Below are 25,320 nucleotides of genomic sequence, written 5' to 3'. Positions count from 1 at the left end.
CTAGATGGGTTTGTTGGAGGTTTGACAATGGATGAAGGTATCATTGCTATGCTAGTAATGCCCTTAGTCATATTTATGATTTTTGTGGCACCTATTTGGCTAATTTTACATTACCGAAGCAAAAAGCAGGTTAATCAGGGGTTGAGTGCCGAAGAGCAAGCGTCGTTGCAATCGTTGGCTGAACAGGCCGAGAAAATGAGCGACCGCATTCAGACACTTGAGGCAATTCTTGATAGTGAGGCACCTGAATGGAGGAACCGCGCATGAGACAAGGTAAACAGTTATACCGCGACACCGACAATGCGAGGATCGCAGGGGTGTGTGCCGGAATAGCGCATTATTTTGGCTTAGAAACGTGGCTGGTCAGAATTCTAACGGTTACCGGTTTCTTTTTGCTCGCTGGACCCTTTGTATTTGTTGCCTATATTGCGGGATGGTTTATTTTAGATAAGAAACCTTTGGGTGATGTAAAACATGATGAGCCGCCCACGTTTCAAGCAAGAGGCAAGGGCTGGCGTAATCAAAGCAGCAATCACGGAAGTCAAAAAGTAGAGGTGAAAACGAAGGTGTGGCAAGCAGGCGAGCCCCCTAAGCAGGCCTTTCATGATATCCGTAACCGATTCGATAGAGCGGAACAGCGCTTACGCAAAATGGAAACCTACGTAACGTCGAAAGAGTACCAATTGAATCGCGAGATAAGCCGACTGTAATCCACCCCATCGTATAGAAACCACATCATTTGATGTGGTTTTTTTATGTCTTTTCAAGGGGGTATATCATTTTGTAAACGTAATGTTACACGTTTTGCCTTTCGTTCCCGTTTCCAAAAGCTTCACCTCAAGGACAATGTGTTTAGACTAATTGGCCTAACGTTCATGAGTGCATCGAAGTGAGTATGACAAAAGAAACGAATTACCAGTCGCGTCAACCTGACGATAAAGGCTTGATAGCCTGGTCACCAGAAGAGAACCTTGTCTGGACAGAGCTTTATGCGCGCCAGCGCCCCCTAATTGAAAAGCGGGCGTGCGAGCAATATTTAAAGGGTATGGAGTTACTCAAGCTTCCCAAAGATGGCATTCCACAATTACCCGATATTGACAAGGTACTTATGGCGAACACGGGGTGGAAAACAGCCGCCGTTCCCGCGTTGATTAATTTTGGCGAGTTTTTTCGTTTGCTAGCCAATAAGCAATTTCCGGTAGCGACTTTTATTCGTACCCGGGAACAGTTTGATTATTTGCAAGAACCCGACATCTTTCATGAAGTATTTGGTCATTGCCCACTTTTAACCAACCCTGCCTTTGCTCACTTTACTCACACTTACGGCAAGCTAGGGCTAAAAGCCAGTAAAGAAGATCGCGTGTTCTTGGCGAGGTTATATTGGTTCACCGTAGAATTTGGGTTAGTGAAGTCTGGCAACGACCTGAAAATTTATGGTGGAGGCATTCTCTCATCGCCGGGAGAAACCGTGTATTCACTGGACAGTGATGTACCATTAAGACAGCCATTTACGGTTTTAGATGCGCTGAGAACGCCTTATCGCATCGATATCATGCAGCCGTTATATTACATTTTGCCTTCGTTTGATCATTTGTTTGACATCGCTGAGATGGACATTATGACGTGGGTTGAAAAAGCTAAATCCCATGGGCTTTTCCCTGCGTTATTTGACACGAAAGCACGACAAGCCAGTTAGTCTTCGCACGCGGTAGTGGGGAGCCACTGCCGCTAACTTCACCTATGCTTTTATTGAGGCGGTATTGCCACTGCGGCTATGCGCCGTATAACCACTTTTGATTTTGCCGATTCTATTGTTATTTTTTTGTAAAAGTGTGATAGTCTGTACATATATGTTTACAATAATGATATGAATACACATATGCGCTTAGAAATTACCTGCCAAGACAGACTCGGTATTGCACAAGATGTACTGGATATACTCGTGACTCATGAGATTGACCTGCGAGGGATCGAAATAGACCCCACAGGAAAGATCTTTCTCAACTTTCCCAATATCGAATTTGCTGATTTTCAACATTTAATGCCGAAAATCAGACGTATTGATGGAATCGACGACGTTAAAACAACCTTATTCATGCCTGGGGAAAGAGAGAAAAATCAGCTTTCCGCAATTTTGAGAACCCTACCTGACCCCGTGTTTTCCATAGATGCAAAGGGGCAAATTCTGCTCTGCAATGAGGCAGTAACCTCGGGGCTAGAAATGCCCGATATCGAGGTGGTAGGCAGTGATATTGCTGACGTGGTCAAAGGCTTTAACTTTCATCGCTGGATGGAAGGAAGTGCGCCGCGCCCTCAATCTGCAAAAGTGAAGTTTATCCAGCAAGATTACCTGGCCGATATGTTACCCATTACGGTCAGTGATGGAGACTGCGGAAATATCGTGGCTGGCGCGGTTATTTTACTAAAATCTGAAATGCGGTTAGGGCAGCAATTCAGTGCTTTCCACCAATCGCCCACCGACAGTTTTGACCGTTTCGTTGTTGAGTCAGCTGTGATGCACAAGGTGGTTAATGAAGCAAAACGCATCGCCGATCTTGATGCGCCTGTCCTCATATTTGGGGAAACAGGCACAGGCAAAGAGATGATAGCCCGAGCGTGTCACCAATCTAGCCGCCGCAGTGAAGGGGCGTTTCTTGCACTTAACTGCGCCTCTTTGCCTGACAGTGTGGCAGAAACTGAACTTTTCGGGTATGCCGAAGGGGCTTTCAACCAACCTTCAGCAAAAGTTGGGCTACTTGAGCAGGCACGTGGAGGCACCTTGCTGCTCGATGAAATAGCGGATATGTCTCACCAGCTTCAAGCAAAACTATTGCGCGTATTAGAAGATGGAGAATTTCGGCGGGTAGGCGACACTCAACCGGTAAACGTAGACGTTCGCTTTATTTGTACCACATGTCGTGATTTAGGTCAGTTAGTGGAAGAAGGGCGTTTTAGAAAAGAACTGTATTACCGGCTGAACGTACTGTCGTTGGTTATGCCATCGTTAAAAGAAAGGCGACAGGATATTGTGCCACTAGCCGAGGCATTTATCGCTCAACACAGCACAAAGTTGGGCCGACGACCGGCCAAATTAAGCAAGTCGTGTGTGGAATTTCTGCAGAACTACCCGTGGCCAGGAAACGTCAGGCAATTGCAAAACGCGCTTTTTAGAGCACTATCTTTGTTAGATGGGAAAGAGATAACTAAAGAAGATATTCAGTTGCCAAGTTGCGCGCCTAGCATGACATATATTGATGAGAACTTTGATGGCAGCTTAGATGATGAAGTGAAGAAGTTCGAAAAGGACTTACTGAAACGACTATATCCGTTTTATCCCAGTACTCGCCAGTTAGCGAAAAAGCTGGGGTTAAGCCATACTGCTATTGCAAACAAACTTAGAGAGTACGGCATCAACAAAGCGACGATTAAGCTTTGAAGGTGTCTGTTTCGTAAAGTTGACAATGCTCTCCCTCGCCTCAGCACACCCGCCTTACAGGGGGGTGTGAAGGCCAGTATGAAAGGCATCTTGTAAATCTAAAGTTACGTTGCGTTTTCATTTTATTAACTCTCGTCTTCCCCTGTCTTGCCAATTAGTGGCATAAATACGCAGTAGCGGATCGCCATCACGACTGCAGGGCGTTTAGTTATCGCCAGTATTGAATGAAGCGTGAGTTAAGGTAACAGGAGAACGTAATATGAAATTAGCCAGCTATAAGAATGGGCAAAGAGACGGGGAGCTTATGATAGTGTCTCGTGATTTAGCCACTGCCTATTCTGCTGCGGGTATTGCCGACACAATGCAACAAGCACTTGATAATTGGCAACATCTCGCCCCGCAATTAGAACAACGATATGTGCAATTAAACCAAGGTGAGCTGGAGGCTTCAGCGTTCGACGAATCAAGATGTTGTTCACCTTTGCCACGCGCCTATCAGTGGGCAGACGGCAGTGCCTATGTTAACCATGTAGAGCTTGTGCGACGAGCGCGTGATGCTGAGATGCCTGAGAGTTTTTGGACTGACCCTTTAATGTATCAAGGCGGTTCAGATGATTTCATAGGGCCACGAGACGACATTATTCTCCCTAGTGACGAATGGGGAATAGACTTTGAAGGTGAAGTCGCGGTGATCACCGATGATGTTCCTATGCAATGCTCCTTGCAACAAGCGGCGGAACGTATACGCCTAGTCATGTTGGTCAATGATGTCTCGCTTCGAGGGCTTATTCCCGGTGAATTATCAAAGGGCTTCGGCTTTTTTCAATCAAAGCCGGCGTCAAGTTTCTCGCCGGTGGCTGTCACACCCGATGAACTTGAAGGGGCATGGCAAGACACCAAAGTTCACTTACCTCTGCGAACCACCTATAACGGCACTCTTTTTGGGAAACCCGATGCGGGGTCAGACATGACATTTAACTTTGCGCAGCTAGTTGCTCATGCTGCAAAAAGTAGGAACCTAGGTGCGGGGTGTATTATTGGTTCAGGGACGGTGTCTAACAAACAAGGTACTGCCCATGGGTCATCCATTGTGGAAGGAGGGCTAGGGTATTCGTGTATCGCAGAAGTGCGCATGATTGAGACCATTAGAGACGGTAAACCAAGTACCCCGTTTATGCAATTTGGCGACTTAATTCGTATAGAAATGCTCGATGGGGCAGGAAACAGCGTGTTTGGTGCCATTGAACAACAGGTAAAGCCACTGTACTAGTATTAAGTAAAACGTGGTTGGACATTCTTCATCGAATTATTGACGCACACTACGTGCAATTCCATTTTTTGCAAGGGGACCAGAGCATGAGTTTTAAGTTATATGGTTATTGGCGCTCTACCGCCACATACAGAGTTAGAATTGCACTCAATTTAAAAGGTGTTGATTATGAATATATACCGGTGCACCTTACAAGCGACGGGGGTGAGCAACATAGTGAGCGTTATAAAAAGCTTAACCCTTCGGCGTTAGTTCCTACCTTCGTTGACGATGATGAAGACATTATTCTTAACCAGTCATTGGCCATCATTGAATACCTTGATGAACGATTTCCTTCTCCCTACCCACTTATCCCTGCACATAAAACAGAGCGCGCACGGGTAAGGGCGCTTGCCCAGGATATTGCTAGTGATATTCAGCCTCTTGGTAACTTGCGTGTACTTAATGCGCTAAAAGAGCATTTTAGCGCCTCGCAGGGTGACGTTTCTGAGTGGGCGGCACAATGGATAGTAAAAGGCTTTGAGGCTATTGAAGCGCGCTTACAAACTCAAGCTGGAAAGTATTGCTTTGATTTTGATATCACTATGGCCGATGTTTGCTTAGTGCCACAAGTATTTAACGCGAAGCGATTCGGCGTGGATATGAGTGCTTTTCCGTTAATCAGTAAAATTGTGAACAACTGTAATACGTTGGACGAGTTTCAACGGGCATTGCCCGAAAACCAATCTGATAGGGTGGGGTAAGTGCTTTTGTAGCGAGGGTAACCAGCATGTATGTCGGCTTCCCCTGCTACATTTATTGCCGTTTTATGGGTAATTCCGTGGTGTTCTTAACCTGTTTTAAGGCAAAGGTAGAACTCAAGTGGTCAACAAGTGGAAGATGGGTCAGCTTGTTTTTTAACAAGTATTCATATTCTTCAATACTTTCCACGATGACTTTCAATAAGTAGTCCTTTTCACCACTGGTCGTATGACACTCGACGATTTCATCTATACCCTGTACAGCATTTTCAAAGTCGGTCAGTGAGTCTCCGTCATGATTTTTAAGTGTGACGTAGATAAATACCGAGACACCTAAATTCAGTTTTTTGCTGTTTAGTAGGGTTACCTTACCGATAATGATCCCATCAGCTTCCATGCGTTTAACCCTGCGCCAACAAGGGGTGTGAGATAATCCAACACGCTGACTCAAATCAGCCATTGAGACGGTGGCATCCTGCTGCAATACTCGCAGTATTTCACGGTCAAACTTATCTAATTTCATGCACATTTATTCCATCGTTTTTATGATAATTATTATATCGCAAAATAAATTCTAGGATAAGCATCCTAGTAAAATAGTCATCGGTATTTTTGAATTTCAGTTTATAAATGGCTTCAGTGAACATAGCAAGGCTTGTCCTCACATTGATCCGTTACACTTGGCCAATTCACCACACTAAAGTAAAAGGGACCCAATGTCAGTTTTCGATCACGCTGAATTCGATAATCACGAACATGTAGCATTTTATCATGATGAAGCATCAGGGCTCAGTGCAATTATTGCTGTACATAATACTCACCTTGGGCCTGCGTTAGGCGGCTGTCGAATGTGGCCCTATATTAATAGTACAGAAGCACTTACCGACGTGCTGAGACTATCAAAAGGCATGACCTACAAAGCCGCCATGGCAAATATTGCATTGGGCGGTGGAAAATCTGTGATCATTGGGGACCCAAGACGACAAAAGACACCCGAAATGATGGAAGCCATGGGCAAGTTTGTCGACTCACTAGGCGGGAAATATTTTACCGCCGAAGATTCAGGTATCGCGGTCACCGATTTGAAATCGATGGCAAAACATTCCGAATATATTGCTGGGGTAGATGCGCAGTATCATTATGCGGGGGAAACACCAGATGGTAATCCTGCTCCCTCTACGGCTTATGGTGTGTTTGTTGGCGTGAAAGCATCGGTAGAGCATGGGTTAAATAGAAGCCTAGAAGGCGTTACCGTAGCCATACAAGGCATGGGGCACGTAGGCTATCGCTTAGCTCAGCATCTACGCAATGCCGGAGCAAAACTCTTTGTGGCAGATATCTATCCAGAAGGGGTTGAGAAAGCGGTGAAAGAATTGGGCGCAACTGCTGTTGCACCAGAAGACATCTTAAGCCTAGATGTAGATGTATTAGCACCTTGTGCGCTTGGTTCAGCAATAAATGATCAGACATTACCATTAATTAAAGCAAAAGTGATTGCGGGAGCGGCTAATAACCAGCTTGCCAGAGAAGAAATAGGCGACCTTTTGGTAGAACGCGGCATACTTTACGCCCCTGACTACGTGATAAATGCCGGTGGTATCATCGATATTTATCATCAGCGTATGGGCGCTAGTAGCAACAATGCGTTGAAAACACACATCGAAGAGATCGGCGCTACGTTAAAGCTGGTTTATCAGCGGGCTGAACAGGAAAATTGTGCGACGAGTCGTGTGGCAAATGCGATGGCAGAAGAACGATTTTCGAATAAGGGTTGAAAGTTACGGAGCAAATCGTCATAATGCGCCCCGCGCTTCAGACAGCAAGAATTTGCTGATTTGAATCAGGTTTCGTTTTTAATCGAAAATCCGTTTTGCGCTTCTATGGTGGGCTTTTGGTCCTCCCGCAATGATACTCTGTGAATCCGGTCAGGCCTGGAAGGGAGCAGCCGCAGCAGACGACTCATGTGCCGGGATGTGGCTGGAGGCCTGCCACCCAATACCCCCACATTATCACACCGCTGCTTTTTCTTTATCTTGTGGCTTTGTTTCCGAATTATTTAAAAATTTAATCGCTTTATCCACGGCATGGGCAACGTTCATTTCCATTTGATTGCGTTCACTTTGTGGTAGATAGAAAGCCATATCTACCTCGTAACGGATATAGCGAGGCGGTACTTGGTTTAGCGCTAAGCAGCATACATCAGCAAGGTAATCTGGGCTCTTTTCAGTATCTAAGCCTAGCTCAGTTAACCGTTCTAATACGAGATGTTCGTAATAGTTATGAATATCATCATCTAACTTCATGTTAATAGCCTTCAAAAATAGTTAGTTTTTGCTGCTACGGCTCAATGTGCCTAAACAGTCATCTCCCATATAAATGTATAGACGGTATTTCATTGATGTCGAATCGCTTTCATTAGAATTTGTATAAAAGTCACAAAATGAACCCATCCTAAAAGAAGGAAGTGACCCTTCGTATATTGATACAACGTGAAAGTCGTGACTTAATCTTACTTTTTTACTGGTCACTTAGCCCCATTGCCATGGAAACAGGCTAAAAAAAGCGCAAGATGCGTCATTTTCAAAATGTCATTCATCGCAAATAGGGAACTTTTAGTCCTTATGCTTAAGTCTTATATATCATGCATTTATTGAATTATTGGTTGTTTTGTCGCCGTCATTCAACGTAAATTGTGCACTAAAAAGTTGCAAAGTGCTGTGGGTTTATGGCATTTATACTTTCGGATGAAAAGCTAAGTCCATATAAAAATCAATCGTTTAGATTATCTTTCAAAACTTTTAATAAAAAGTTAATACCTAACGAAAACACACATATATCCAGGGAGTTAAACATGCTTCAATATAAGAGAAGTGCCGCGGCATTAGCTGTAGCGCTGAGTCTTGGTGTTGCAACGCCAGCATTAGCGAATGATACTAACGGCGCCATTCAAGGTAGTGCTATCGAAATCGGTGGTGAAATCCTTTCAGGTGTTACTGTCACAATCAAAAATGTAGATACAGGCTTGACCCGTACTGCAACTACTGATGCTAACGGTAATTTCCGTTTCCCTCTTTTACCACCAGGTACGTATAACGTAGTGGCTGAAAAAGATGGTTTCCGTGAAACAATCCAAGAAAACGTGCGTGTAAGCATCAGTGGTAAAACCAACCTTGACATGAAACTGTCTAGCACTGATGTTGAGCGCATCGAAGTGACTGGTTCTACTATTGCAATGGTAGATGTAACAAGTTCAAGCACAGGTATCGTCGTAGACGCAGTAACGCTAGACCGCGTTCCTGTTCCTCGTAACCTTACTTCAGTAGCATTACTTGCTCCAGGTACAACACAAGGTGACTCGGCGTTCGGTAACCTTCCTTCAATTGGTGGTGCATCGGTTGGTGAGAATGCTTACTACATCAATGGTTTGAACATCACAAACTTCCGTACTGGTGTAGGTTCAAGCAACCCTCCATTCGACATGTATGAAACATTCGAAGTTAAGACAGGTGGTTACTCTGCAGAGTACGGTCGTGTTACTGGTGGTGTTATCAATGCTAAAACGAAAAGTGGTAGCAACGAATTTAAAGCCGGTGTAAACGTTTATTGGGAGCCAGATGCGCTTCGCGAACAGCGTAATTCTTCTCGTCGTACAACAGACGGTTTATACCGTATTGATAATACGCAAGATGAAGCCGACGTATTTGATGCTAACATTTGGGCAAGTGGTGCACTTATCGAAGACAAATTGTTCTTCTACGCACTATTTAACCCACGCTCAACTGAGCAAACTTATGCTGGTTCACAAACAAGCACTACCGGTGGTGTATTCCAAAACGTTTATGAAGAAACAGATGATGATGCGTTCTGGGTAGCAAAAATTGATTGGTACGTGACAGAAAACAACATCCTAGAAGTGACAGCGTTTTCAGATGAAGCTTCAACAGAAATCCGTCGTTACGACTCTACTGATGGCGCGTTAAGTGATACCTTTACCACAAGTTACGAAGATGAAGGTGGTTTAAACTACACGGCTAAGTGGACAAGTATCATCAATGATGACTTCTCTATCTCTGCACAGTACGGTGTAAACCAAACCGACCGTACTACACGCAGTTCATTAGATGCTAACCCAGCTGTTTACTTCCGTTATGACAGCACTGGCTCGTTCATTCCAACTAGCACCTTTGCTAACTTCTCTGTAGACCAAGGCGATGATGAACGTGAAGTATTCCGTATCGACGCTGACTGGTACTTAGACGATCACTCAATCCGCTTTGGTATCGATTCTGAGAAGCTAACGGCTTCTAACGTAACGATTAACTCAGGTGGCGCTTACTACCTTTACTATGTAGACGATAGCGATCCAGCAAACGAAGAAATCTACCAAGTTCGTCATAGAACTTATGAGGTAGGTGGTGATTTCGAATCTGAAAACTTCGCATACTACATTCAAGACCAATGGCAAGTGACTGATAACCTAGTTATCAATATGGGTGTTCGTAATGATTCATTCGAAAACTTCAATGCTAATGGCGACACTTTCGTTAAGTTAGATAACCAATGGGCACTTCGTTTAGGTGCTGTATGGGATATTAACGGCGACGGCGAGTCAAAAGCATGGGCAAGCTATGGTCGTTATTACCTACCAGTTGCGGCTAACACTAACATCCGTCTTGCGGGTGCTGAGACCTATATCCAAGAATACTATGAGTTTGAAGGCTACGCTGACGAATCTCTATTTATTCCAAACTTAACTGGCGCACAAACTCAGCCAGACGACGTATTCGCTAATGGTGAAGCTAAGTCTCCTGAAGAGCTAGTTGATAAGAACATGGATTCAATGTACTCAGATGAGTTCATCGCGGGTTACCAGTTCCAGCTTACCGACGAGTGGAGCATGGCTATCCAAGGTACTTATCGTGAACTTGCCACTACTATCGAAGACGTTGCAATCGATGCGGCGGTAATCGATTGGGCTGAAGAAAATGGTTACGGTGATGTTTCTGATATCTGGACTGGTTTCCACCAGTACGTATTAACTAACCCAGGTTCTGACATGGTTATCGGTACTACCGAATTACCAGGCACTGACGGTGAGTTAGTATACATGGACCTTTCTGCAGAGCAGCTAGGATACCCAGAGTCTGTACGTAAATACGCTGCGGTTGACTTTACTTGGGAACGTGCTTGGGACGGTGTTTGGATGTTAAACGCAGCCTACACATGGTCACACAGCTGGGGTAACAACGAAGGTTATGTACGTTCAGATAACGGTCAGGACGATGCGGGTCTAACAACATTGTTTGACCAACCAGGACTTCTTGATGGCGCATACGGTGACCTACCTAACGATCGTCGTCACCAAGTTAAACTATATGGTGCATACGCAGTTACAGAAGACCTAACACTTGGTGCTAACTTCCAGTTCTGGACTGGTCGACCAATTAACGCTTTTGGTTACCACCCAACGGATATTTTTGCACAAGCGTATGACTCTGAGTCATTCTACGCAGGTGGTGAGCTAGCTCCACGTGGTTCACGTGGCCGCACAAGCAGCTACTACTCACTTGATTTATCAGCATCTTACAACATCGATATTGGTGATGACCAAACTCTGATTGTACGTGCTGACATCTTTAACGTGCTTAACAACGACAAGGTCACTGAAGTTTATGAGATCTACGATGATGAATCATCGCTTGATCCATTAAACCCTGATGTAGATCCTAACTACGGTTTGCCAACGGCTTGGCAGACTCCACGTTACGTTCGTTTCAGCGTAAACTATACGTTCTAATTATTTAGAACTCCTAACAAGGAAGTGCACTCATCGCACTTCCTTGTTTTTTCATCTCAATTTGTACAAAAAAACACCTCATCATCACCTTCATTTGTTACTTCCTCGTTAATTGTAAGTAAAGATTTACAAAAATCAGAAAAAATTTGCAAAAAAATTGAACTTTTTGGGCTTGCTTTCCCCATCTCAGTTGACCGTATTCTTTTCTTGTGGTTATTATCTTAAAGAGGCTTTAAGCCTTGCTAATAATAATGTCGCTAAAAAGCGATGAATACACACACTAATACGATTAGTGGTCCAGGGAGACAATACATGTTTAATAATTCTAAACTGGCTACGTCAGTGAAGCTTGCTTGTGCATTTGGTTCAGTGATGGCCATTTCTGCTAGTAACTACGCGCTAGCTCAAGAAGAAGCAACGACAGAAAAAGATGCAGAAGAAGTAGTTGAGAAAATCCAGGTCACTGGTTCTCGTATTTCTCGCGTAGATTTAGAAGCCACCCAACCCATTAGTTACATTGACGATAGCTACATTAAAGATCGCGGTATGACTAACGCTATCACCGCGGTACTAGATTTACCGGGAGTGATTGCAGGTGTTACCCCTGAAATTGGTGGTAACACTGCAGCAAACGGTCAAGCCCTTGGTCAAAACACCATTAGCTTATACGGTTTAGGTTCACAACGTACACTTACGCTTATTAACGGTAGTCGTTTTATTTCGAGTAACTCACCAGTAGGCGGAGGCGGTGCGCCAGGTGGCCAGGTTGATGTTAACAACATTCCTGTTGCTTTGATCGACCGCGTTGAGGTAATGAAAGTTGGTGGTGCGCCAGTTTACGGTGCCGATGCCGTAGCCGGTGTGGTTAACTACATTCTGAAAAAAGACTATGAAGGCGCTGAGTTCTCTTACGATTACACGTCTCTAAATGGTATTGCGGCTGACAATTCATTCCGCGCGCTTATCGGCGGCAATTTCGCTGAAGACAAAGGTAATATCGTTGTTGCGCTTGAGTACAATGAAACAGAAAATATCGCTGCTCGCGATGTGCCTGGACTTGCGAATGACTGGGGTAACTTCACGCCAGCAGACGGTAACGGTGTTGAGAACGATGATGGCGAAGTGCCAGCAAACCAAGTGTTATTGGTGCCCGATCCTCGTGCCGGTATCTTGTCATTCAGTGGCCTAGTAACGCCAGGTTCAACGGCAATTACTAACTTTGGTTTAGGAGCTTGGGGCGACGGTAACTTTTATCAATTCGACCCAGCCGGCTCTGGTAGCTTGGTATCTTACGATCCAGGTGTTGCTACAGGTAACGCAGTTTGGGCGTCAGGTGGTGACGGCTTAAACCTGCTAGAAACCAATACAGCGCGTGAAGGCTATGAACGTTATAACTTATCTGTTATTGCCAACTATGAGCTGGCAGAAGATTTAAACCTAGAAGTGACGGTTTTCTCAAACCGCTCTGATGCCGGTAACCAAGGCTATCAAGCCCTTCAATATAACTCTGGTGTATTTGGTGGATCGGGTGCGGCGCTTAGCTTTAATACCTCGAACCCGTACTTAACGGCTGACACGCGTACCCAGTTAGAAGGTTTATTAGGCGGTGAGGGCGATTTCTATTATCACCGTGGTTGGGTAAACTTAGGTCAACGTGAAGTTATCAATGAATCGTCGGTAAACAGCTACCGTGCAGAATTGACCAGCTTCTTTGATGTGGGCGACAGAACCTTCGATTGGGCACTTTCATACCAGAAAGGTATCAGTAGTGTTTATTCACAAGATCAGGGCCTAAACATTCCTAAGTTCTTTGCTGCGTTAGATGTGGGTGTTAACCCAGAAACTGGCCAGATTGACTGCTTGTACAACTATACCGATGACTACGAAGGTGGCTATGTAGCAGAGAATCATGGTTTGACTGATTCTGAGAACATTTTAGGTGCACAAGGCACCTGTTCTCCGCTAAATCCGTTTGGTACTCCAACAGACGCGTCACTTGATTACATCAAATACAACGACCAAGGCCAAACGCGTATAGAGCAGTCTATTTTGGCGGGTTATTTAAGTGGTGAAATCTTCGACCTACCGGCGGGTGGTGTCGGTTTTGCAACAGGCTTCGAGCGTCGTGAAGAATACGCAGAGTTCCGTCCAGACGGCTCAGCCGAATTAGTCGGTCTATCTGATAACTCCACAGCGGGTGGTTATACAACGCAAGACGTTTATGCTGAAGCGATTATCCCTATCATTTCTAGTGACATGGATATTCCAGGGTTGCATACGTTAAGTGTTGATACGTCTTATCGTTATATTGATAACGATCGTTCAGGCGAAGATAGCATTTGGGCTGTTGGTCTAAACTATCGTCCAATTGAAGAAGTGATGGTGCGTTACAACATTACCGAAACGGTACGTGCGCCGGCAATCACAGAGCTATTCTTGCCTGTGGTTGAGTCTTCTCAGTTTGCTACCGACCCTTGTGATGCGCGTAATCTAGAAAGTGGACCTAACCCAGATGTTCGTCAAGCGAACTGTGCGGCTGAAGGTTTACCGACAGACTTTGCAAGTATTGCGCAAAATGCATCTCGTCGTGGTTTCACAGGTGGTAACGATTCACTTGCGAACGAAGAAGCGAAAAGCATGAACGTGGGTATTATCTATACGCCGGGTTGGGCTGAAGGGTTAGACTTCTCATTCGACTATATCGATATTGAACTAACCAATGCAATTGTATCTTTCACGCTAACTGACATTATGAACGCGTGTTACGATGCAACAGATTATCCTAACCGTTTTTGTGACCAGTTCGAACGTGAAGCAGATGGCCAGTTACCTGCGCTTAACGCCTTTACATCTGGTTACGTGAATGCTGCACTTCGTAACTTTAAAGCGGCTGAATATACAGCAAACTACAAGAACGATTTAACAGATTATCCACTCATTGGTGACTACTTTGACGGCGATGACGGTTCGTTATCTTTCCGCTTTAGCTTCTTCAAGCTCATTCAGGACGAAATTTCGAATACGGGCTTCGATTTTACCGACGACCATGGTGAATTCGACAATCCAGACCTTATCGCAAACGGGCAAATTACTTACTCTGTAGGTGATTTAACTACCTTCTTGGATATCAATTATACTGACCGTACTTCGCGTAACGTAAATCAAACGCCGTACCAGTATATTGACCAAAATGGTAACCCGTACACGGAAATTCCATCTCGTACATTGTTCGATTTTGGTGCAGTCTATTACGTATCTGAAGAAGTTTCAGTTCGTGCATCAGTACAGAATCTGTTCGATTGGTCAGCAAGTCCTAAAGAAACTGCTGTCGGTCTGTGGTCATACGGACGTACATACAATGTTGGTTTAACCGCGCGTTTCTAATACCGCGAAATAAGCTGATTAAAAAGCCTGCATATGCAGGCTTTTTTTTTAAAATTAATTTCGTTAACACAGACTTCACTTATCACATTTTGGTGCAAGTAATATAAACCTGCTCTATTTTGGCGCGTATTAAGCCTAAAAATAAGTAATTTCTTCTTAATGGGTTTTGCATACTTATTCGCCAGTGCCGCTATTATAGAAACTCGTAGTAAAGATAACTTCGAGTCTTTTAAGCACATTTGCAAGAATGATGAGGGGTTTTTAGCGCTTTTTATTGAAAACGTTTACCTAAATAAAAATGGATGAATAACGACAAAAATTGAATCGTTTAAGACACTTTTTGCCATAGTGAAAGACATTGGAATGAAAACTGCACGCTTATTGACCAAGCGGAGCAAAATCTATGTGGTGTAAACAGGCTGTTACTTGACTCCACGTTACATTCCATGTGAGTATACTACGTTCGTAGTACTGGCGATTGTCGTCGGTGCTGCATTCCTGAAACAAAATTGTAAAAGTTTTATAAGCCCCTTGCCGAGTGGTTATCATTATCGGCGAGGATTCAAATAAGAAATTTGGTTGGGAACTATGTCCAAAATGAGCAAGAGAACTCTTATTGCTTCTACTGTTATGGGTGCATTCGCACTAACAGGTAGCGCAGTCTCTGCAGATACGCTTGACGAACTTCATAAAGAAGAAGCGAAAATCCACGCGGCTGCAGCGAAATCTCAAGAAAAAATCAACACGTTGTTTGAGCAATCTCAAGAATTACTTGTTGAGTATCGTCAAACAGTAGATGAGACAGAAAACCTTAAAATCTACAATGACTATATCGCAAGCCTAGTTGCAGATCAGCAACGCGGTATTGATTCATTACAACGTCAAATCGACAGCATCGAGCAAACTAAGCAGGGCATCGTTCCTCTTATGTTCCGCATGATCGACAGCCTAGAGCAGTTTATCAAGCTTGATCGTCCTATTCATTTAGAAGAGCGTCTAGAGCGTGTTAACCGTCTTCGCGACGTTATGGCAAACTCTAACGTAACTGTATCTGAGCAGTTCCGCCAAGTTATCGAAGCATATCTTGTGGAAGTTGAATACGGCACTAAGATCAACTCTTATCAAGGGACGATTGATGACGCAGGTACAGAGGTTACTGTTGACTTCTTTAACCTTGGTCGTGCAGCACTTGTCGCTCTATCTCTAGACCAATCTCATGCATGGGTTTGGAATAATGAGAGCCGCGCTTGGGAAAAACTAGGTGATGAGTATCTTTCATCAGTTGTTGATGCAGTTAAAATGGCCAATGGCGTCATTCCTGCAGACCTAATCAAACTACCTATTAGTGCAGCGGAGTAATAGTTAATGAAACCAGTATTCAAATCTCTTTTAGCCGCTGCTACGTTCGCAGTTGCAGCAACCGGAGCTCAAGCTCAGGAAGCAAAGAGCCTGAAAGAACTGCTTGAACAGGTTCAGGATAACCGTGTTTCTGAAACACGTATTAATAAACAACGTGAAGCTGAGTTCCAAGCAGCACGTGCTGATAAGCAAGCGCTTCTTCGCAAAGCGCAAAGCGAGCTTAAAGCAGAGCAAGGTCGTGGTGACCGTCTTCAAAAGCAATTTTCTGACAACGAAGTCACGTTGAACGAAAAATCTGCTGAGCTAGACCAAGCTACTGGTACGCTAGGCGAAATGTTCGGTGTTGTTCGTCAAGCCGCTTCTGAAGCTTATGGCCGTGTATCAACCTCTATCGTTAGTGCACAATTCCCAGGTCGTAGCCAGTTCCTAGCTGAAATGTCTGAAGATTCTAAAGGTCTTCCAAACATTCAAGAACTTGAAGATCTATGGTTTGCGTTACAGAAAGAAATGACAGAAGGCGGTGAAGTAGTTCGCTTCACAACTGAAGTTGTTAACCTTGACGGCGGTTCATCACAGCAAGAAGTTGTTCGTATTGGTACTTTCAACCTTGTTGGTGCAGACGGTTACCTAACGTACGATGCTGAAAACGAAATTGTTCAGCCTCTAGGTCGTCAGCCAGATGGTCACTTCGTAGCGTCTGCTGAAGATCTTGTTGATGCGACGTCTGGTCTTGTTCCTTTCTATGCTGACCCTTCTCAAGGTGCAATCCTTGGTCTATTGAAGCAGAAAGCAACAATGTCTGAGCGTTATCATGCAGGTGGTCCAGTAGGTTACACCATCACTGCTATGCTAATCATCGGTCTACTTATTGGTCTTTATAAGCTAATTACGTTAACCATCGTTGGTGGCAAAATGCGTTCACAGCTTAAGAACCCAGGTAGCCCATCTGAAGGTAACCCTCTAGGTCGTATCCTAAAAGTTTACCAAGAAAACAAAACTGCTGATGCAGAAAACCTTGAGCTTAAGCTTGATGAAGCGATTCTTCGTGAACTTCCACGTATTGAAAGCGGCATTAACGTAATCAAGATTTTCGCTGCTATCGCGCCTCTACTTGGTCTACTAGGTACAGTACTTGGTATGATTGCCACCTTCCAAACAATCACATTGTTCGGTACAGGTGACCCTCGTATGATGGCAGGAAGTATCTCTATGGCTCTTGTAACTACTGCTCAGGGTATCATCGCGGCATTGCCACTGATTCTTACTCACAGCATCGTAGCTTCTCGTAGCAAGTCAATCATCCACATTCTTGATGAGCAAACTGCGGGTATCGTAGCTGCTCACTCAGAGTCGGAGAAAGCGTAATATGAATTACCTGATTGGATTATTTGAATCGGTCAGGGACTTTATCGCTACCGGCGGTGACGTGCTGTATTTCGTTGCTGCCGCGCTCTTTCTCATGTGGGTTTTAATGATTGAGCGTTACTGGTATTTAACCTCGGTCTTTCCAAAGGTGAAGAAATCTATCATCCAAAATTGGGATGCCCGAGCTGATACCACATCATGGTATGCGCATAGAATCCGTGACGCGTGGATTTCTCAAGCGTCAGATGCACTGAACGCGCGAATGCTGATTATACGTACCATTATTGCAATGTGTCCGTTAATCGGGTTACTAGGAACAGTAACCGGTATGATCGGTGTATTCGAGACAATGGCAACACAGGGCACCAGTAACGCCCGTCTAATGGCAGCTGGTATCTCTATGGCAACAATTCCTACAATGGCAGGAATGGTCGCCGCGCTATCTGGGCTGTTTATCAGTTCTCGTCTTGAAGCGAAAGTGAAGCTGGCACGAGAAGGGCTAGTTGATAGCCTGCCACATCATTAGAGAGAGAGATTATGGCTCGAAAAGTCAGAACCGAGGAAGAAGATGCACAGATCGACATGACGCCCATGTTGGACATCGTGTTTATCATGCTTATCTTCTTTATCGTTACCACTGTTTTCGTTAAAGAAGCAGGGATTGAAGTTAATAAGCCAGATGCGAGCCAGGCGATCCTTCATAAAAATGCGAATATCTTCATAGCAGTTACAGAAGATGGCAGCGTTTGGTTGGATAAACGTGAAGTGTCGCCGGACAGCGTTAGAGCGAATATTGAACGACTGCTTACCGAGCAGCCAACAGACTATGTAATCATTCAAGCTGATGTTAAAGCGAAGCATGGTTTGGTAGTTGAAATTATGGACCAAGTTAAAGCCGCTGGCGTTAACCGAGTCTCGGTAGCAGCAAGGGGTTAAGATGTTACGTATAATTGTATCTATATTGCTAGGTGCTGGTGTTGCATTTGCCCTTTTCGTATTGATGGCTAAGCTGATTGAAAACTCAGCGCGGCCAGCAGACGAAGTACCTGAAGCACCGGTAATCGATATTGTGATGCAGGAACCAGACGACCAGACGCAAACGCGTCAACGTGTTCCGCCTCCACCTCCGCCTCCGCCGCAACAGCCTCCTAAAATGGAACCTGTTGAGCCAGAAGCGGCTGAACCAGATGCAGATGGATTTAGCTTAGCTATTCCAGCTGTAGACACGGGTGGTGTTGGTGTAAACATTGGTGGTGTTGGTGCCATGCAGCGTGACGGTGACGCCACGCCTATCGTTCGTATCGATCCTAAGTATCCACCTCAAGCTGCCCGTGACGGTAGAGAAGGTTGGGTAAGATTGTCTTTCACTATCAACGAGGTTGGTGGTGTTGAAGATATCGAAGTAATCGAAGCAGAACCTAAGCGTATATTCGACCGTGAAGCACGTCGTGCTCTACGTAAGTGGAAATATAAGCCTAAGATCGTAGATGGCAAGCCGGTTAAACAGCCAGGCATGTTTGTTCAGCTAGACTTTAAACTGGAGCAATGATCATGATGAAACGTAAATTCAAAATGTCAGCCGTTGCTTTGGTGCTAGGTGCAGGTGCTGTATTCAGTGCACCTGCGGCACTAGCCCAGTCATCACCTGTTGTTTGTCCGGGTTACGAGAAGGGCAAAACAACGTTAGTGGGTGAGCGTACTGGTAAAAAAGTACAAAAAGCGTTTGAAGCTTATAATGAAGATCGCATCGATGAAGCATTAAATATTCTTTATGAAATCGATCCTTCTGAAGACTTCGACAAAGCCTATGTTGACCGTTTCATTGGTAACCTTCTTGCATCGCAAGAAGGCCAAGGCGGTAAAGCAATGGGTTACTTAGTTAGCTCAGTTGAAAACAAAGTACTTAATGACACAGAGCATTCTCAAACACTAAAATTAATTGGTGATTTGAGCATGCAGGAAACGAAGTATACTGATGCGATTAAGTGGTATAACGCATGGATGGACTTTACGTGTAAAGAAGATCCAGACGTTTATACTCGTTTAGCTCAGGCGTACTATGAGTCTGGTCAATTAGACAAAATGGTAGAGCCTGCTGATAAAGCGATTGCGCTTTATGAAAAGCCGAACAAAAACCCTTATGTGCTTAAGCTTACCTCATTCTATGAACGTAAGATGTTTGCTCAAACGGTGGAAGTTGCAGAAGAGTTAGTGCGTAACTTCCCTGAAGAGCCACGTTGGTGGACGCAGTTAGGATTTTTCTACCTTACGGTAGAGGATTACAAAAAAGGTTTATCTACCTTTGAAATTGCGTACAACGAAGGTTTTCTTAAGAAAGCGAACGAGATTAAGACACTTGCTCAGTTGTTCCAAACAAACGGTATGCCTTACAAGGCAGCTAAAATATTGGAAAAACACGTAGCGTCAGGTTTGCTTGAAGATGATGCTGATATGATTGCTAACATTGCAAATGCATATCACCAGGCGAAGAACTACGACGACGCCGCTAGCCTATACGGAAAAGCAGCAGCGAAAAGTTCAGATCCTGAGCATTACAGAAAACAAGGCACGCTTTTGCTAGTAGCTGAAGATTATAAAGGTGCAATCAAGGCCTTAAATCAAGCGCTAGAACGTGGTGCTGAAGACCCTGAAAAGATTCACTTCACTCTAATGGAAGCGAATTTCTACGCGGGTAACTTCAAAGCGGCTTATAACCACGTGCAACAAGCTAAAAAGGATCGCTCGCTACGTCGTAACGCGTCAGCTTGGGAACCGTACATTAAAGAAAAAGCGAAAAACCGCGGTATTAATATCTAGTTTTTGCTTTGATAGTGTCGTTAAAAGCCTCCTTAGTGGAGGCTTTTTTGTGTCTGCGACTTAGCGTGTTTACCCGTTTGCAAATGTGGCTTCAAATAGAAGGTGCTTAGTATATTCCCTCAGCGTTTGAACAAGGGCTTTATTATTCGTACATCCAAAAATGTTTCGTAGTGATGGTTTATCTAAAGGATGTAAGTGAAATGCTAGTTGACGAGATAACGGCTGATCTTGCGGTGTACCTTCAGCGGAATAGGGTACAAATCTATTAAGACTGTTTTCTAGGTGCTGGAACTCAAGTGTGTTGTGTAAGCAAGCCAGCGCATAAGCGCTTTGTTCAAGGCTTTTTATGCCCCGAGTAAATCCGTTTAACCGCGTTGTATATAGCGCCTTTAGCGACGTGGGGAGTTCATCTAGCGAGGTTGGGGGAACATAGTTTTCTTGCTGAAAGATACACGCAAGTAAATCAGCTAGCTTCTCAAAGCTTTTTGACACAGGTTTTATAATTAACGCACTTCTTTCGCCACTGGCTTTATTCACTTTGTCGCCCTTTTCTACACAGGTAAAACCATTGGCCTTCCAAAATTTATTGAGCCTCTCTGATTGCCCGTAGGAAGAGGTTAAGCAATCCACGTGGTGTGCGTTTGCGGCTTGTGACAACGCGCTAACCATGTGTGAGCCCAGTCCTTTGTTTTGAAAGTCGGGGTGAACTGCAATGCGATTAATACGCCAATATAGGTGGGTAGCAACATGAGCAAGGCCTGTTATTGTGGCAAGCTTTTGAGCACTTAAATGGCCTTGGGGGCGTCTTAGCCCATTGGCAATATCGACAGCCAAGGGCGCTAAGCGTTCGCCTCCTTCAATATGAATTACCGCTACACCCACAATAACCTTTTCCGCAAACGCTAAAAAGCAACGGGATTCGTGGCTGTCTAATAGACGCATTTGGTCATCTGGTGTGGTTTGGTAGTGTGCTAAAGAAAGTAGCTGCATTACTTGCTGTAGCGCGTGTTCCGATAATGTATGCAGCGGCTTTTCAATTACCTGAATGGCGTTAACCATGGCGCTTGTATTATGCGTATGCAAACTTTGCGCATGGCTGTTACCACTGTCAAACAAGCATAGGGTATTTGTTATTGTCTCTAAGCTATCTTCTGGCACCCAACGTAGAGGTTCATTTAAGTGGTAAACAGGCACCTCCCTCTGTTGCAACTTGGGTAACAGCCTTAATACAAATCCTCTTCCACTGCCTTCATAGCCATGCAAAGTGGTGCCTAACAGCCAGCTTTCCTGGGCTGCTACACACTTTGTGAGTATAGGTATAGGGAGTGAAGCGGCTTCGTCTACCACTAATAGGTCGCAATGGTGGTTAATAAGTTTGGGGTTGTCCGTCGCCATCCACTTAAGCACCCCTCCCGTTTGTTTATCCACAAAGGTGTGCTTTTCTGTCTGCTCTAGGTGGCTATTCGCTGCTTTACAGTGCTTGAATAAGTTAGCGACATTTTGATGTACGGTACTCGTTACAAAGACCGTTTGTCCGCGTTTAAGGGTGTCAGCACATATTATGCCCATTAATGCTGATTTACCTCTCCCCCTAGGCGCAGTAATCACGGCCTTATTTTCTGTATTTTGTGACCATGCACCATAGGCCGTATGTTGCGAAGGCGTCATTACCTTGAAGAAGGCGGAATGAGGGACGTCGCTCATTTTGCTATTGTTGCCCCCGCATTGCTGTTTAATGGGGGCGAGGTATGTTTTGTTGGGACCCCATACGGAAATGTCTTTGCTGTGGTTGATGTAGTTTATCCACCGAGAAATACCGTGGCTTACCGTGCATTCAAATCCAAAAGACACTTTTTGTGCTGGCGGGGCTAAGTGCCACGTATCGAAATTGGGGCAGCACAGAATCAGGCACCCCCCGTATCGCAGTGTACCGGTGAGAGCAAGCACATCACTGGGAGAAAAACCATGGTGGCAGTACATCACCGCCACGTCGTACTCGTTACCTAAAAGGTGCTTTCTTAAGTTACTGTTCGCTTGAGCGCTGTCGGCAAGTTCATTATAGATGATGAAGGAAATGTCGAGGTCACTCTGTGCTTTTGTCGGCCGTTGCTCGAGTTGTTTCACTTTTTCTTGGCATGCCTCAAGGGTCCCCGTAATGACCAACATCCTACGATGGGTCATTTGCCATTGTTCAGTTAGGTAAGGGGAATATAGCCAGTCGTAAACAGAATTGTACGCCATAAAGAGCTTTTTTCGGTATAATCTGCGTCTATAGTAACGATTAATGCTAAGGAATTCGAATGCGCTTTTTGTCAAGACGCTTAGTTATGCCCAATGATTTAAATTATGCTAATTCTCTGTTTGGGGGGCGAGCGCTAGAATGGATTGATGAAGAAGCGGCGATATGGGCCATTTGTCAGCTAGAGACAAACTGCCTCGTCACTAAGCATATTGGCGAAATCAGTTTTGAGTCTCCTGCATTGCAAGGGGATATTGTTGAATTTGGATTAGAAACAAAAGCCGTAGGTAGAACGTCCATTACGGTAAGCTGTTTAGTTCGCAACAAAGCCACCAAGAAAACCATTTGTTTTGCAGATGATGTGGTTTTTGTCAAAGTTGATCCTGAAACTCGCCAGCCTACAGCACATGGTAAAACGCTAGAAGGGCTTAAGGCGCAAACCGACGATGAAGTTCGTCGCCTCAATTTAAATCTCGACGAATAAAAAAGGGCGATTAAAAAGAAAGTAACTTGCTTAACGTGTTTGTCGACATGATGGGACATACCGTTGTTCAACGAGTTACTGGTTAATTTTTCTGGTTGACCGAGTCTATTGAACTGGTAGACTCCCAATCATTAACGTTCCTAAGTTTTAGGTGCGTTTGTTTTATACCAAGGGGTGTCCGTTTTACGGTCTGAGATCCACATCAAGTGGGAACCCTTACACCTGATCCGGATAATACCGGCGTAGGGATGGTCGACAATACAGCCGTATCCTCTTTCGCTGAGCCCGGATCTTTTTTCTTACAAAGAACAAGAGATCCTATGTACAAGAACCTTTTTACTCTTACTCTCATTGCTAGTTCACTTTCTGCATATGCACAATCTACCGATGTGCAAAATATTGATGACGCTGACGCAAGTACTCATGACATAGAGCGCATCCTAGTAAGCGGCGATTTCAGAGAGGTAACGCTCGATCAACTCAGCGCTAGCGCAACCATATTGAATCAAGCACGTTTAAGTAGCCGTCAACCGTCTCATATTGACAGCGTATTAAATAGTGTGCCTAACGTTAACTTCAGCGCAGGGGCGTCCCGAGGCCGGTTTATTCAAATTCGGGGAATTGGTGAGCGAAGTCAGTTTGCAGAACCTATCAACCCATCTGTCAGTTTTATTGTTGATGAGTTTGATTTCTCAGGCTTAGCGGCAGCCGGCCTTATTTTTGATACCCAGCAATTAGATGTTTACCGTGGGCCACAAGCTACACTGTATGGTACGGGCGCCTTAGCGGGTGCGGTGAAGTTATCTAGTAATAAAGTAGGTAGTGAGTCGCCCAAGTATGTTGAGGCGCGGCTAGGCAGCAAAGACAGTTATCGGGTGGAAGCGGCGGCCGGCGATGATATTAACACCGATTGGGGATATCGGGTTGCGCTGGTTCACAATCGTAGCGATGGTTTCGTAGAAAACACCTATTTAAACAGAGACGATACAAACAATATTGATGAAACTGCCATGCGCTTAAGTGTGGAGGGTAATGCCGATGAGCGAACCACACTGGCGTTCACTTACCGTTGGTACGATATCGACAATGGCTATGATGCATTTTCACTTGATAATGATAATAAAACCTTATCGGACGAACCAGGTTTTGATGAACACCAAACCCATGCGGTCAGCGCGCGCTCTACCACTCGCACTCATGCAGGTGATTTCATTCTTATTGCCACTCATGCTTCTCACAATATTGCCTATGGGTATGATGAAGATTGGACTTACACCGGTTTTCATCCGTGGGGATATACTTCGTTTGACGCCTACTACAGAGAAGTCGAAACACAAACCGGAGAAGTGCGTTTTGTATCTTCAGAAAACGCAGCGTTATTGAATGGCAAAACCGATTGGACGATAGGCGCTTTCTACAAAGGCTCGGAAGAAGCGTTATTGCGTCAATACACCTATTTAGATGGTGACTTCAGGAGTGAATATACGCCCACCACGACCGCAATATACGGGCAGACCGACACGCGCTTAAGCGATAACCTGACACTAGTTGCTGGGTTAAGACTAGAAAACTATGACTTTGATTACGCAGATAACGACGGTTTAACGCGCGCATTCGATACCACCATGGTGGGAGGCAAGCTAGCGCTTCAATACACGCAAAATGATCATTTTTATTATGCGAGTGTTTCTAGAGGCTTTAAAGGTGCAGGCTTTAATACCGACAGCAGAGTAAGCGACGAACAACGGTTTTATGATGAGGAATATAACTGGAACTATGAAGTTGGGGTGAAAGGTCCGCTATTGAGTGATGTGTTAAGTGCCCGCGCCGCTATTTTCTATATGGACAGAACAGATACACAGATCAGTGATTTTGATGTCATTACTCGTGACGACGGTACTGCAGGCTTCGTGGATATTATCGATAATGCAGATTTAGGCACAAATAAAGGGGCAGAACTTGAACTCGTTTGGTTAGCGCTTGAAAACTGGCAACTCAATGCAAGTGTTGGATATTTGAGTGCCACCTTCGAAGGTTATACGTTGGCTGATGGCACACAAATAAACGAGCAACGTCAAGCTCAATCTCCAAAATGGACTGCTAACCTTTATAGTGAGTATGTACTAACGGATAGTATTACTTGGCGCGTCGATGTTGATTACAAAGACACGTATCGTTTCTCTGATGGTCATGACGTCATGGCGCCATCTACCACCTTGGTCAACTCAGAACTGTTAATTGAAAACGGACCATGGCAAACATCGTTGTGGATTCAAAACGCATTCGATAGAACCTACTACACCCGAGGTTTTGGTGGATTCAGCAATGATCCAAGAGATGAGTACGCGTTTAACGAACCATACTACCAACTGGGTAATGGGCGCCAATATGGTGTCACTGTGAAATATGAATTTTAAGGTATAAAGGAG

At 44.6% G+C, this 25,320-nt stretch carries 20 protein-coding genes, 1 other RNA gene and 1 riboswitch; of the genes, 18 read left to right on the top strand and 3 right to left on the bottom strand.

Translation table 11 applies throughout. The annotated features are described in order from the left end of the window. Positions 1-27: 27 nt before the first annotated feature. The 6 genes from pspB (at position 28) to maiA (ending at position 5,449) form a co-directional block, all read left to right on the top strand. A complete protein-coding gene (gene pspB / locus IUA53_RS14580; protein ID WP_044056387.1) occupies positions 28-267 on the top strand; it encodes an envelope stress response membrane protein PspB in 240 nt (79 codons plus the stop codon). Then, positions 264-710: an envelope stress response membrane protein PspC gene (gene pspC / locus IUA53_RS14575; RefSeq protein WP_044056388.1), complete on the top strand. Its 447-nt coding sequence runs from the start codon at positions 264-266 to the stop codon at positions 708-710. Before pspB ends, pspC begins: the two co-directional genes overlap by 4 nt. Before the next feature lie 185 nt (positions 711-895). Beyond that, the gene (gene phhA / locus IUA53_RS14570; RefSeq protein ID WP_044056389.1) at positions 896-1,696 is read left to right on the top strand and encodes a phenylalanine 4-monooxygenase; all 801 of its coding nucleotides are present in this window, start codon (positions 896-898) and stop codon (positions 1,694-1,696) included. Between the two features lie 183 nt (positions 1,697-1,879). Beyond that, positions 1,880-3,436, top strand: coding sequence for a transcriptional regulator TyrR (gene tyrR, locus IUA53_RS14565; RefSeq protein ID WP_196897303.1), 1,557 nt, complete (start codon positions 1,880-1,882; stop codon positions 3,434-3,436). A gap of 259 nt (positions 3,437-3,695) precedes the next feature. Then, positions 3,696-4,706 (top strand): fumarylacetoacetate hydrolase family protein, encoded by a 1,011-nt coding sequence (locus IUA53_RS14560; protein WP_044056392.1) that lies wholly within the window; start codon positions 3,696-3,698, stop codon positions 4,704-4,706. Positions 4,707-4,792: 86 nt separating this feature from the next. Next, positions 4,793-5,449, top strand: coding sequence for a maleylacetoacetate isomerase (maiA, locus tag IUA53_RS14555; protein ID WP_196897302.1), 657 nt, complete (start codon positions 4,793-4,795; stop codon positions 5,447-5,449). 52 nt (positions 5,450-5,501) lie between these two features. On the opposite strand, the gene IUA53_RS14550 is transcribed toward maiA, so the two are convergent. Next, the gene (locus tag IUA53_RS14550; RefSeq protein ID WP_044056395.1) at positions 5,502-5,969 is read right to left on the bottom strand and encodes an Lrp/AsnC family transcriptional regulator; all 468 of its coding nucleotides are present in this window, start codon (positions 5,967-5,969) and stop codon (positions 5,502-5,504) included. A 193-nt stretch (positions 5,970-6,162) separates the two neighbouring features. On the opposite strand from IUA53_RS14550, the gene IUA53_RS14545 reads away from it, so the two are divergent. Beyond that, on the top strand, positions 6,163-7,221 hold the full coding sequence (locus tag IUA53_RS14545; protein WP_196897301.1) for a Glu/Leu/Phe/Val dehydrogenase: 1,059 nt from the start codon (positions 6,163-6,165) through the stop codon (positions 7,219-7,221). Between the two features lie 114 nt (positions 7,222-7,335). After that, an RNA gene (gene ffs, locus IUA53_RS14540) (signal recognition particle sRNA small type) lies at positions 7,336-7,432 on the top strand. 23 nt (positions 7,433-7,455) lie between these two features. Here the strand turns inward: ffs and IUA53_RS14535 are convergent. Continuing rightward, positions 7,456-7,749, bottom strand: coding sequence for a late competence development ComFB family protein (locus IUA53_RS14535; RefSeq protein ID WP_044056398.1), 294 nt, complete (start codon positions 7,747-7,749; stop codon positions 7,456-7,458). Positions 7,750-8,297: 548 nt separating this feature from the next. Between IUA53_RS14535 and IUA53_RS14530 the strand changes: the two genes are divergently transcribed. The 8 genes from IUA53_RS14530 (at position 8,298) to IUA53_RS14495 (ending at position 20,168) form a co-directional block, all read left to right on the top strand. Continuing rightward, the gene (locus IUA53_RS14530; protein ID WP_044058765.1) at positions 8,298-11,243 is read left to right on the top strand and encodes a TonB-dependent receptor; all 2,946 of its coding nucleotides are present in this window, start codon (positions 8,298-8,300) and stop codon (positions 11,241-11,243) included. A gap of 312 nt (positions 11,244-11,555) precedes the next feature. After that, complete coding sequence (locus IUA53_RS14525) at positions 11,556-14,627, top strand: TonB-dependent receptor domain-containing protein (protein WP_196897300.1); 3,072 nt, start codon at positions 11,556-11,558, stop codon at positions 14,625-14,627. Positions 14,628-15,224: 597 nt separating this feature from the next. Beyond that, a complete protein-coding gene (locus IUA53_RS14520; RefSeq protein WP_044446549.1) occupies positions 15,225-15,986 on the top strand; it encodes a DUF3450 domain-containing protein in 762 nt (253 codons plus the stop codon). A 6-nt stretch (positions 15,987-15,992) separates the two neighbouring features. Next, on the top strand, positions 15,993-17,351 hold the full coding sequence (locus tag IUA53_RS14515; RefSeq protein ID WP_044056401.1) for a MotA/TolQ/ExbB proton channel family protein: 1,359 nt from the start codon (positions 15,993-15,995) through the stop codon (positions 17,349-17,351). 1 nt (position 17,352) lies between these two features. Further along, on the top strand, positions 17,353-17,877 hold the full coding sequence (locus tag IUA53_RS14510; RefSeq protein WP_044056402.1) for a MotA/TolQ/ExbB proton channel family protein: 525 nt from the start codon (positions 17,353-17,355) through the stop codon (positions 17,875-17,877). A gap of 11 nt (positions 17,878-17,888) precedes the next feature. After that, positions 17,889-18,287: an ExbD/TolR family protein gene (locus IUA53_RS14505; protein WP_044056403.1), complete on the top strand. Its 399-nt coding sequence runs from the start codon at positions 17,889-17,891 to the stop codon at positions 18,285-18,287. 1 nt (position 18,288) lies between these two features. Beyond that, a complete protein-coding gene (locus IUA53_RS14500) occupies positions 18,289-18,900 on the top strand; it encodes an energy transducer TonB (protein WP_044056404.1) in 612 nt (203 codons plus the stop codon). Positions 18,901-18,902: 2 nt separating this feature from the next. After that, on the top strand, positions 18,903-20,168 hold the full coding sequence (locus IUA53_RS14495; protein WP_081869444.1) for a tetratricopeptide repeat protein: 1,266 nt from the start codon (positions 18,903-18,905) through the stop codon (positions 20,166-20,168). 69 nt (positions 20,169-20,237) lie between these two features. Here the strand turns inward: IUA53_RS14495 and IUA53_RS14490 are convergent, their stop codons facing one another. Further along, positions 20,238-22,409: a GNAT family N-acetyltransferase gene (locus tag IUA53_RS14490; RefSeq protein WP_196897299.1), complete on the bottom strand. Its 2,172-nt coding sequence runs from the start codon at positions 22,407-22,409 to the stop codon at positions 20,238-20,240. A 59-nt stretch (positions 22,410-22,468) separates the two neighbouring features. Between IUA53_RS14490 and IUA53_RS14485 the strand changes: the two genes are divergently transcribed. Further along, positions 22,469-22,891: an acyl-CoA thioesterase gene (locus tag IUA53_RS14485; RefSeq protein WP_044056406.1), complete on the top strand. Its 423-nt coding sequence runs from the start codon at positions 22,469-22,471 to the stop codon at positions 22,889-22,891. Positions 22,892-23,051: 160 nt separating this feature from the next. Next, positions 23,052-23,157, top strand: a riboswitch (TPP riboswitch). Between the two features lie 54 nt (positions 23,158-23,211). Next, positions 23,212-25,308 carry a TonB-dependent receptor gene (locus IUA53_RS14480; protein WP_196897298.1) on the top strand — a complete coding sequence of 699 codons (2,097 nt, stop codon included), beginning with the start codon at positions 23,212-23,214 and terminating at the stop codon, positions 25,306-25,308. Positions 25,309-25,320: the final 12 nt, after the last annotated feature.

It is taken from the genome of Alteromonas sp. B31-7, assembly GCF_015767655.1.
Taxonomy (GTDB): domain Bacteria; phylum Pseudomonadota; class Gammaproteobacteria; order Enterobacterales; family Alteromonadaceae; genus Alteromonas; species Alteromonas australica.
The sequence above is the reverse complement of the archived record's forward strand: the minus strand, read 5'-3'. Positions and strand labels throughout refer to the sequence as shown.

Bases quoted from the DNA above. Each gene is read 5' to 3' on its own strand.
- pspB (WP_044056387.1), top strand. From the start codon at position 28: ATGGATGAAGGTATCATTGCTATGCTAGTAATGCCCTTAGTCATATTT.
- pspC (WP_044056388.1), top strand. From the start codon at position 264: ATGAGACAAGGTAAACAGTTATACCGCGACACCGACAATGCGAGGATC.
- phhA (WP_044056389.1), top strand. From the start codon at position 896: ATGACAAAAGAAACGAATTACCAGTCGCGTCAACCTGACGATAAAGGC.
- tyrR (WP_196897303.1), top strand. From the start codon at position 1,880: ATGCGCTTAGAAATTACCTGCCAAGACAGACTCGGTATTGCACAAGAT.
- IUA53_RS14560 (WP_044056392.1), top strand. From the start codon at position 3,696: ATGAAATTAGCCAGCTATAAGAATGGGCAAAGAGACGGGGAGCTTATG.
- maiA (WP_196897302.1), top strand. From the start codon at position 4,793: ATGAGTTTTAAGTTATATGGTTATTGGCGCTCTACCGCCACATACAGA.
- IUA53_RS14550 (WP_044056395.1), bottom strand. From the start codon at position 5,969: ATGAAATTAGATAAGTTTGACCGTGAAATACTGCGAGTATTGCAGCAG.
- IUA53_RS14545 (WP_196897301.1), top strand. From the start codon at position 6,163: ATGTCAGTTTTCGATCACGCTGAATTCGATAATCACGAACATGTAGCA.
- IUA53_RS14535 (WP_044056398.1), bottom strand. From the start codon at position 7,749: ATGAAGTTAGATGATGATATTCATAACTATTACGAACATCTCGTATTA.
- IUA53_RS14530 (WP_044058765.1), top strand. From the start codon at position 8,298: ATGCTTCAATATAAGAGAAGTGCCGCGGCATTAGCTGTAGCGCTGAGT.
- IUA53_RS14525 (WP_196897300.1), top strand. From the start codon at position 11,556: ATGTTTAATAATTCTAAACTGGCTACGTCAGTGAAGCTTGCTTGTGCA.
- IUA53_RS14520 (WP_044446549.1), top strand. From the start codon at position 15,225: ATGAGCAAGAGAACTCTTATTGCTTCTACTGTTATGGGTGCATTCGCA.
- IUA53_RS14515 (WP_044056401.1), top strand. From the start codon at position 15,993: ATGAAACCAGTATTCAAATCTCTTTTAGCCGCTGCTACGTTCGCAGTT.
- IUA53_RS14510 (WP_044056402.1), top strand. From the start codon at position 17,353: ATGAATTACCTGATTGGATTATTTGAATCGGTCAGGGACTTTATCGCT.
- IUA53_RS14505 (WP_044056403.1), top strand. From the start codon at position 17,889: ATGGCTCGAAAAGTCAGAACCGAGGAAGAAGATGCACAGATCGACATG.
- IUA53_RS14500 (WP_044056404.1), top strand. From the start codon at position 18,289: ATGTTACGTATAATTGTATCTATATTGCTAGGTGCTGGTGTTGCATTT.
- IUA53_RS14495 (WP_081869444.1), top strand. From the start codon at position 18,903: ATGATGAAACGTAAATTCAAAATGTCAGCCGTTGCTTTGGTGCTAGGT.
- IUA53_RS14490 (WP_196897299.1), bottom strand. From the start codon at position 22,409: ATGGCGTACAATTCTGTTTACGACTGGCTATATTCCCCTTACCTAACT.
- IUA53_RS14485 (WP_044056406.1), top strand. From the start codon at position 22,469: ATGCGCTTTTTGTCAAGACGCTTAGTTATGCCCAATGATTTAAATTAT.
- IUA53_RS14480 (WP_196897298.1), top strand. From the start codon at position 23,212: ATGTACAAGAACCTTTTTACTCTTACTCTCATTGCTAGTTCACTTTCT.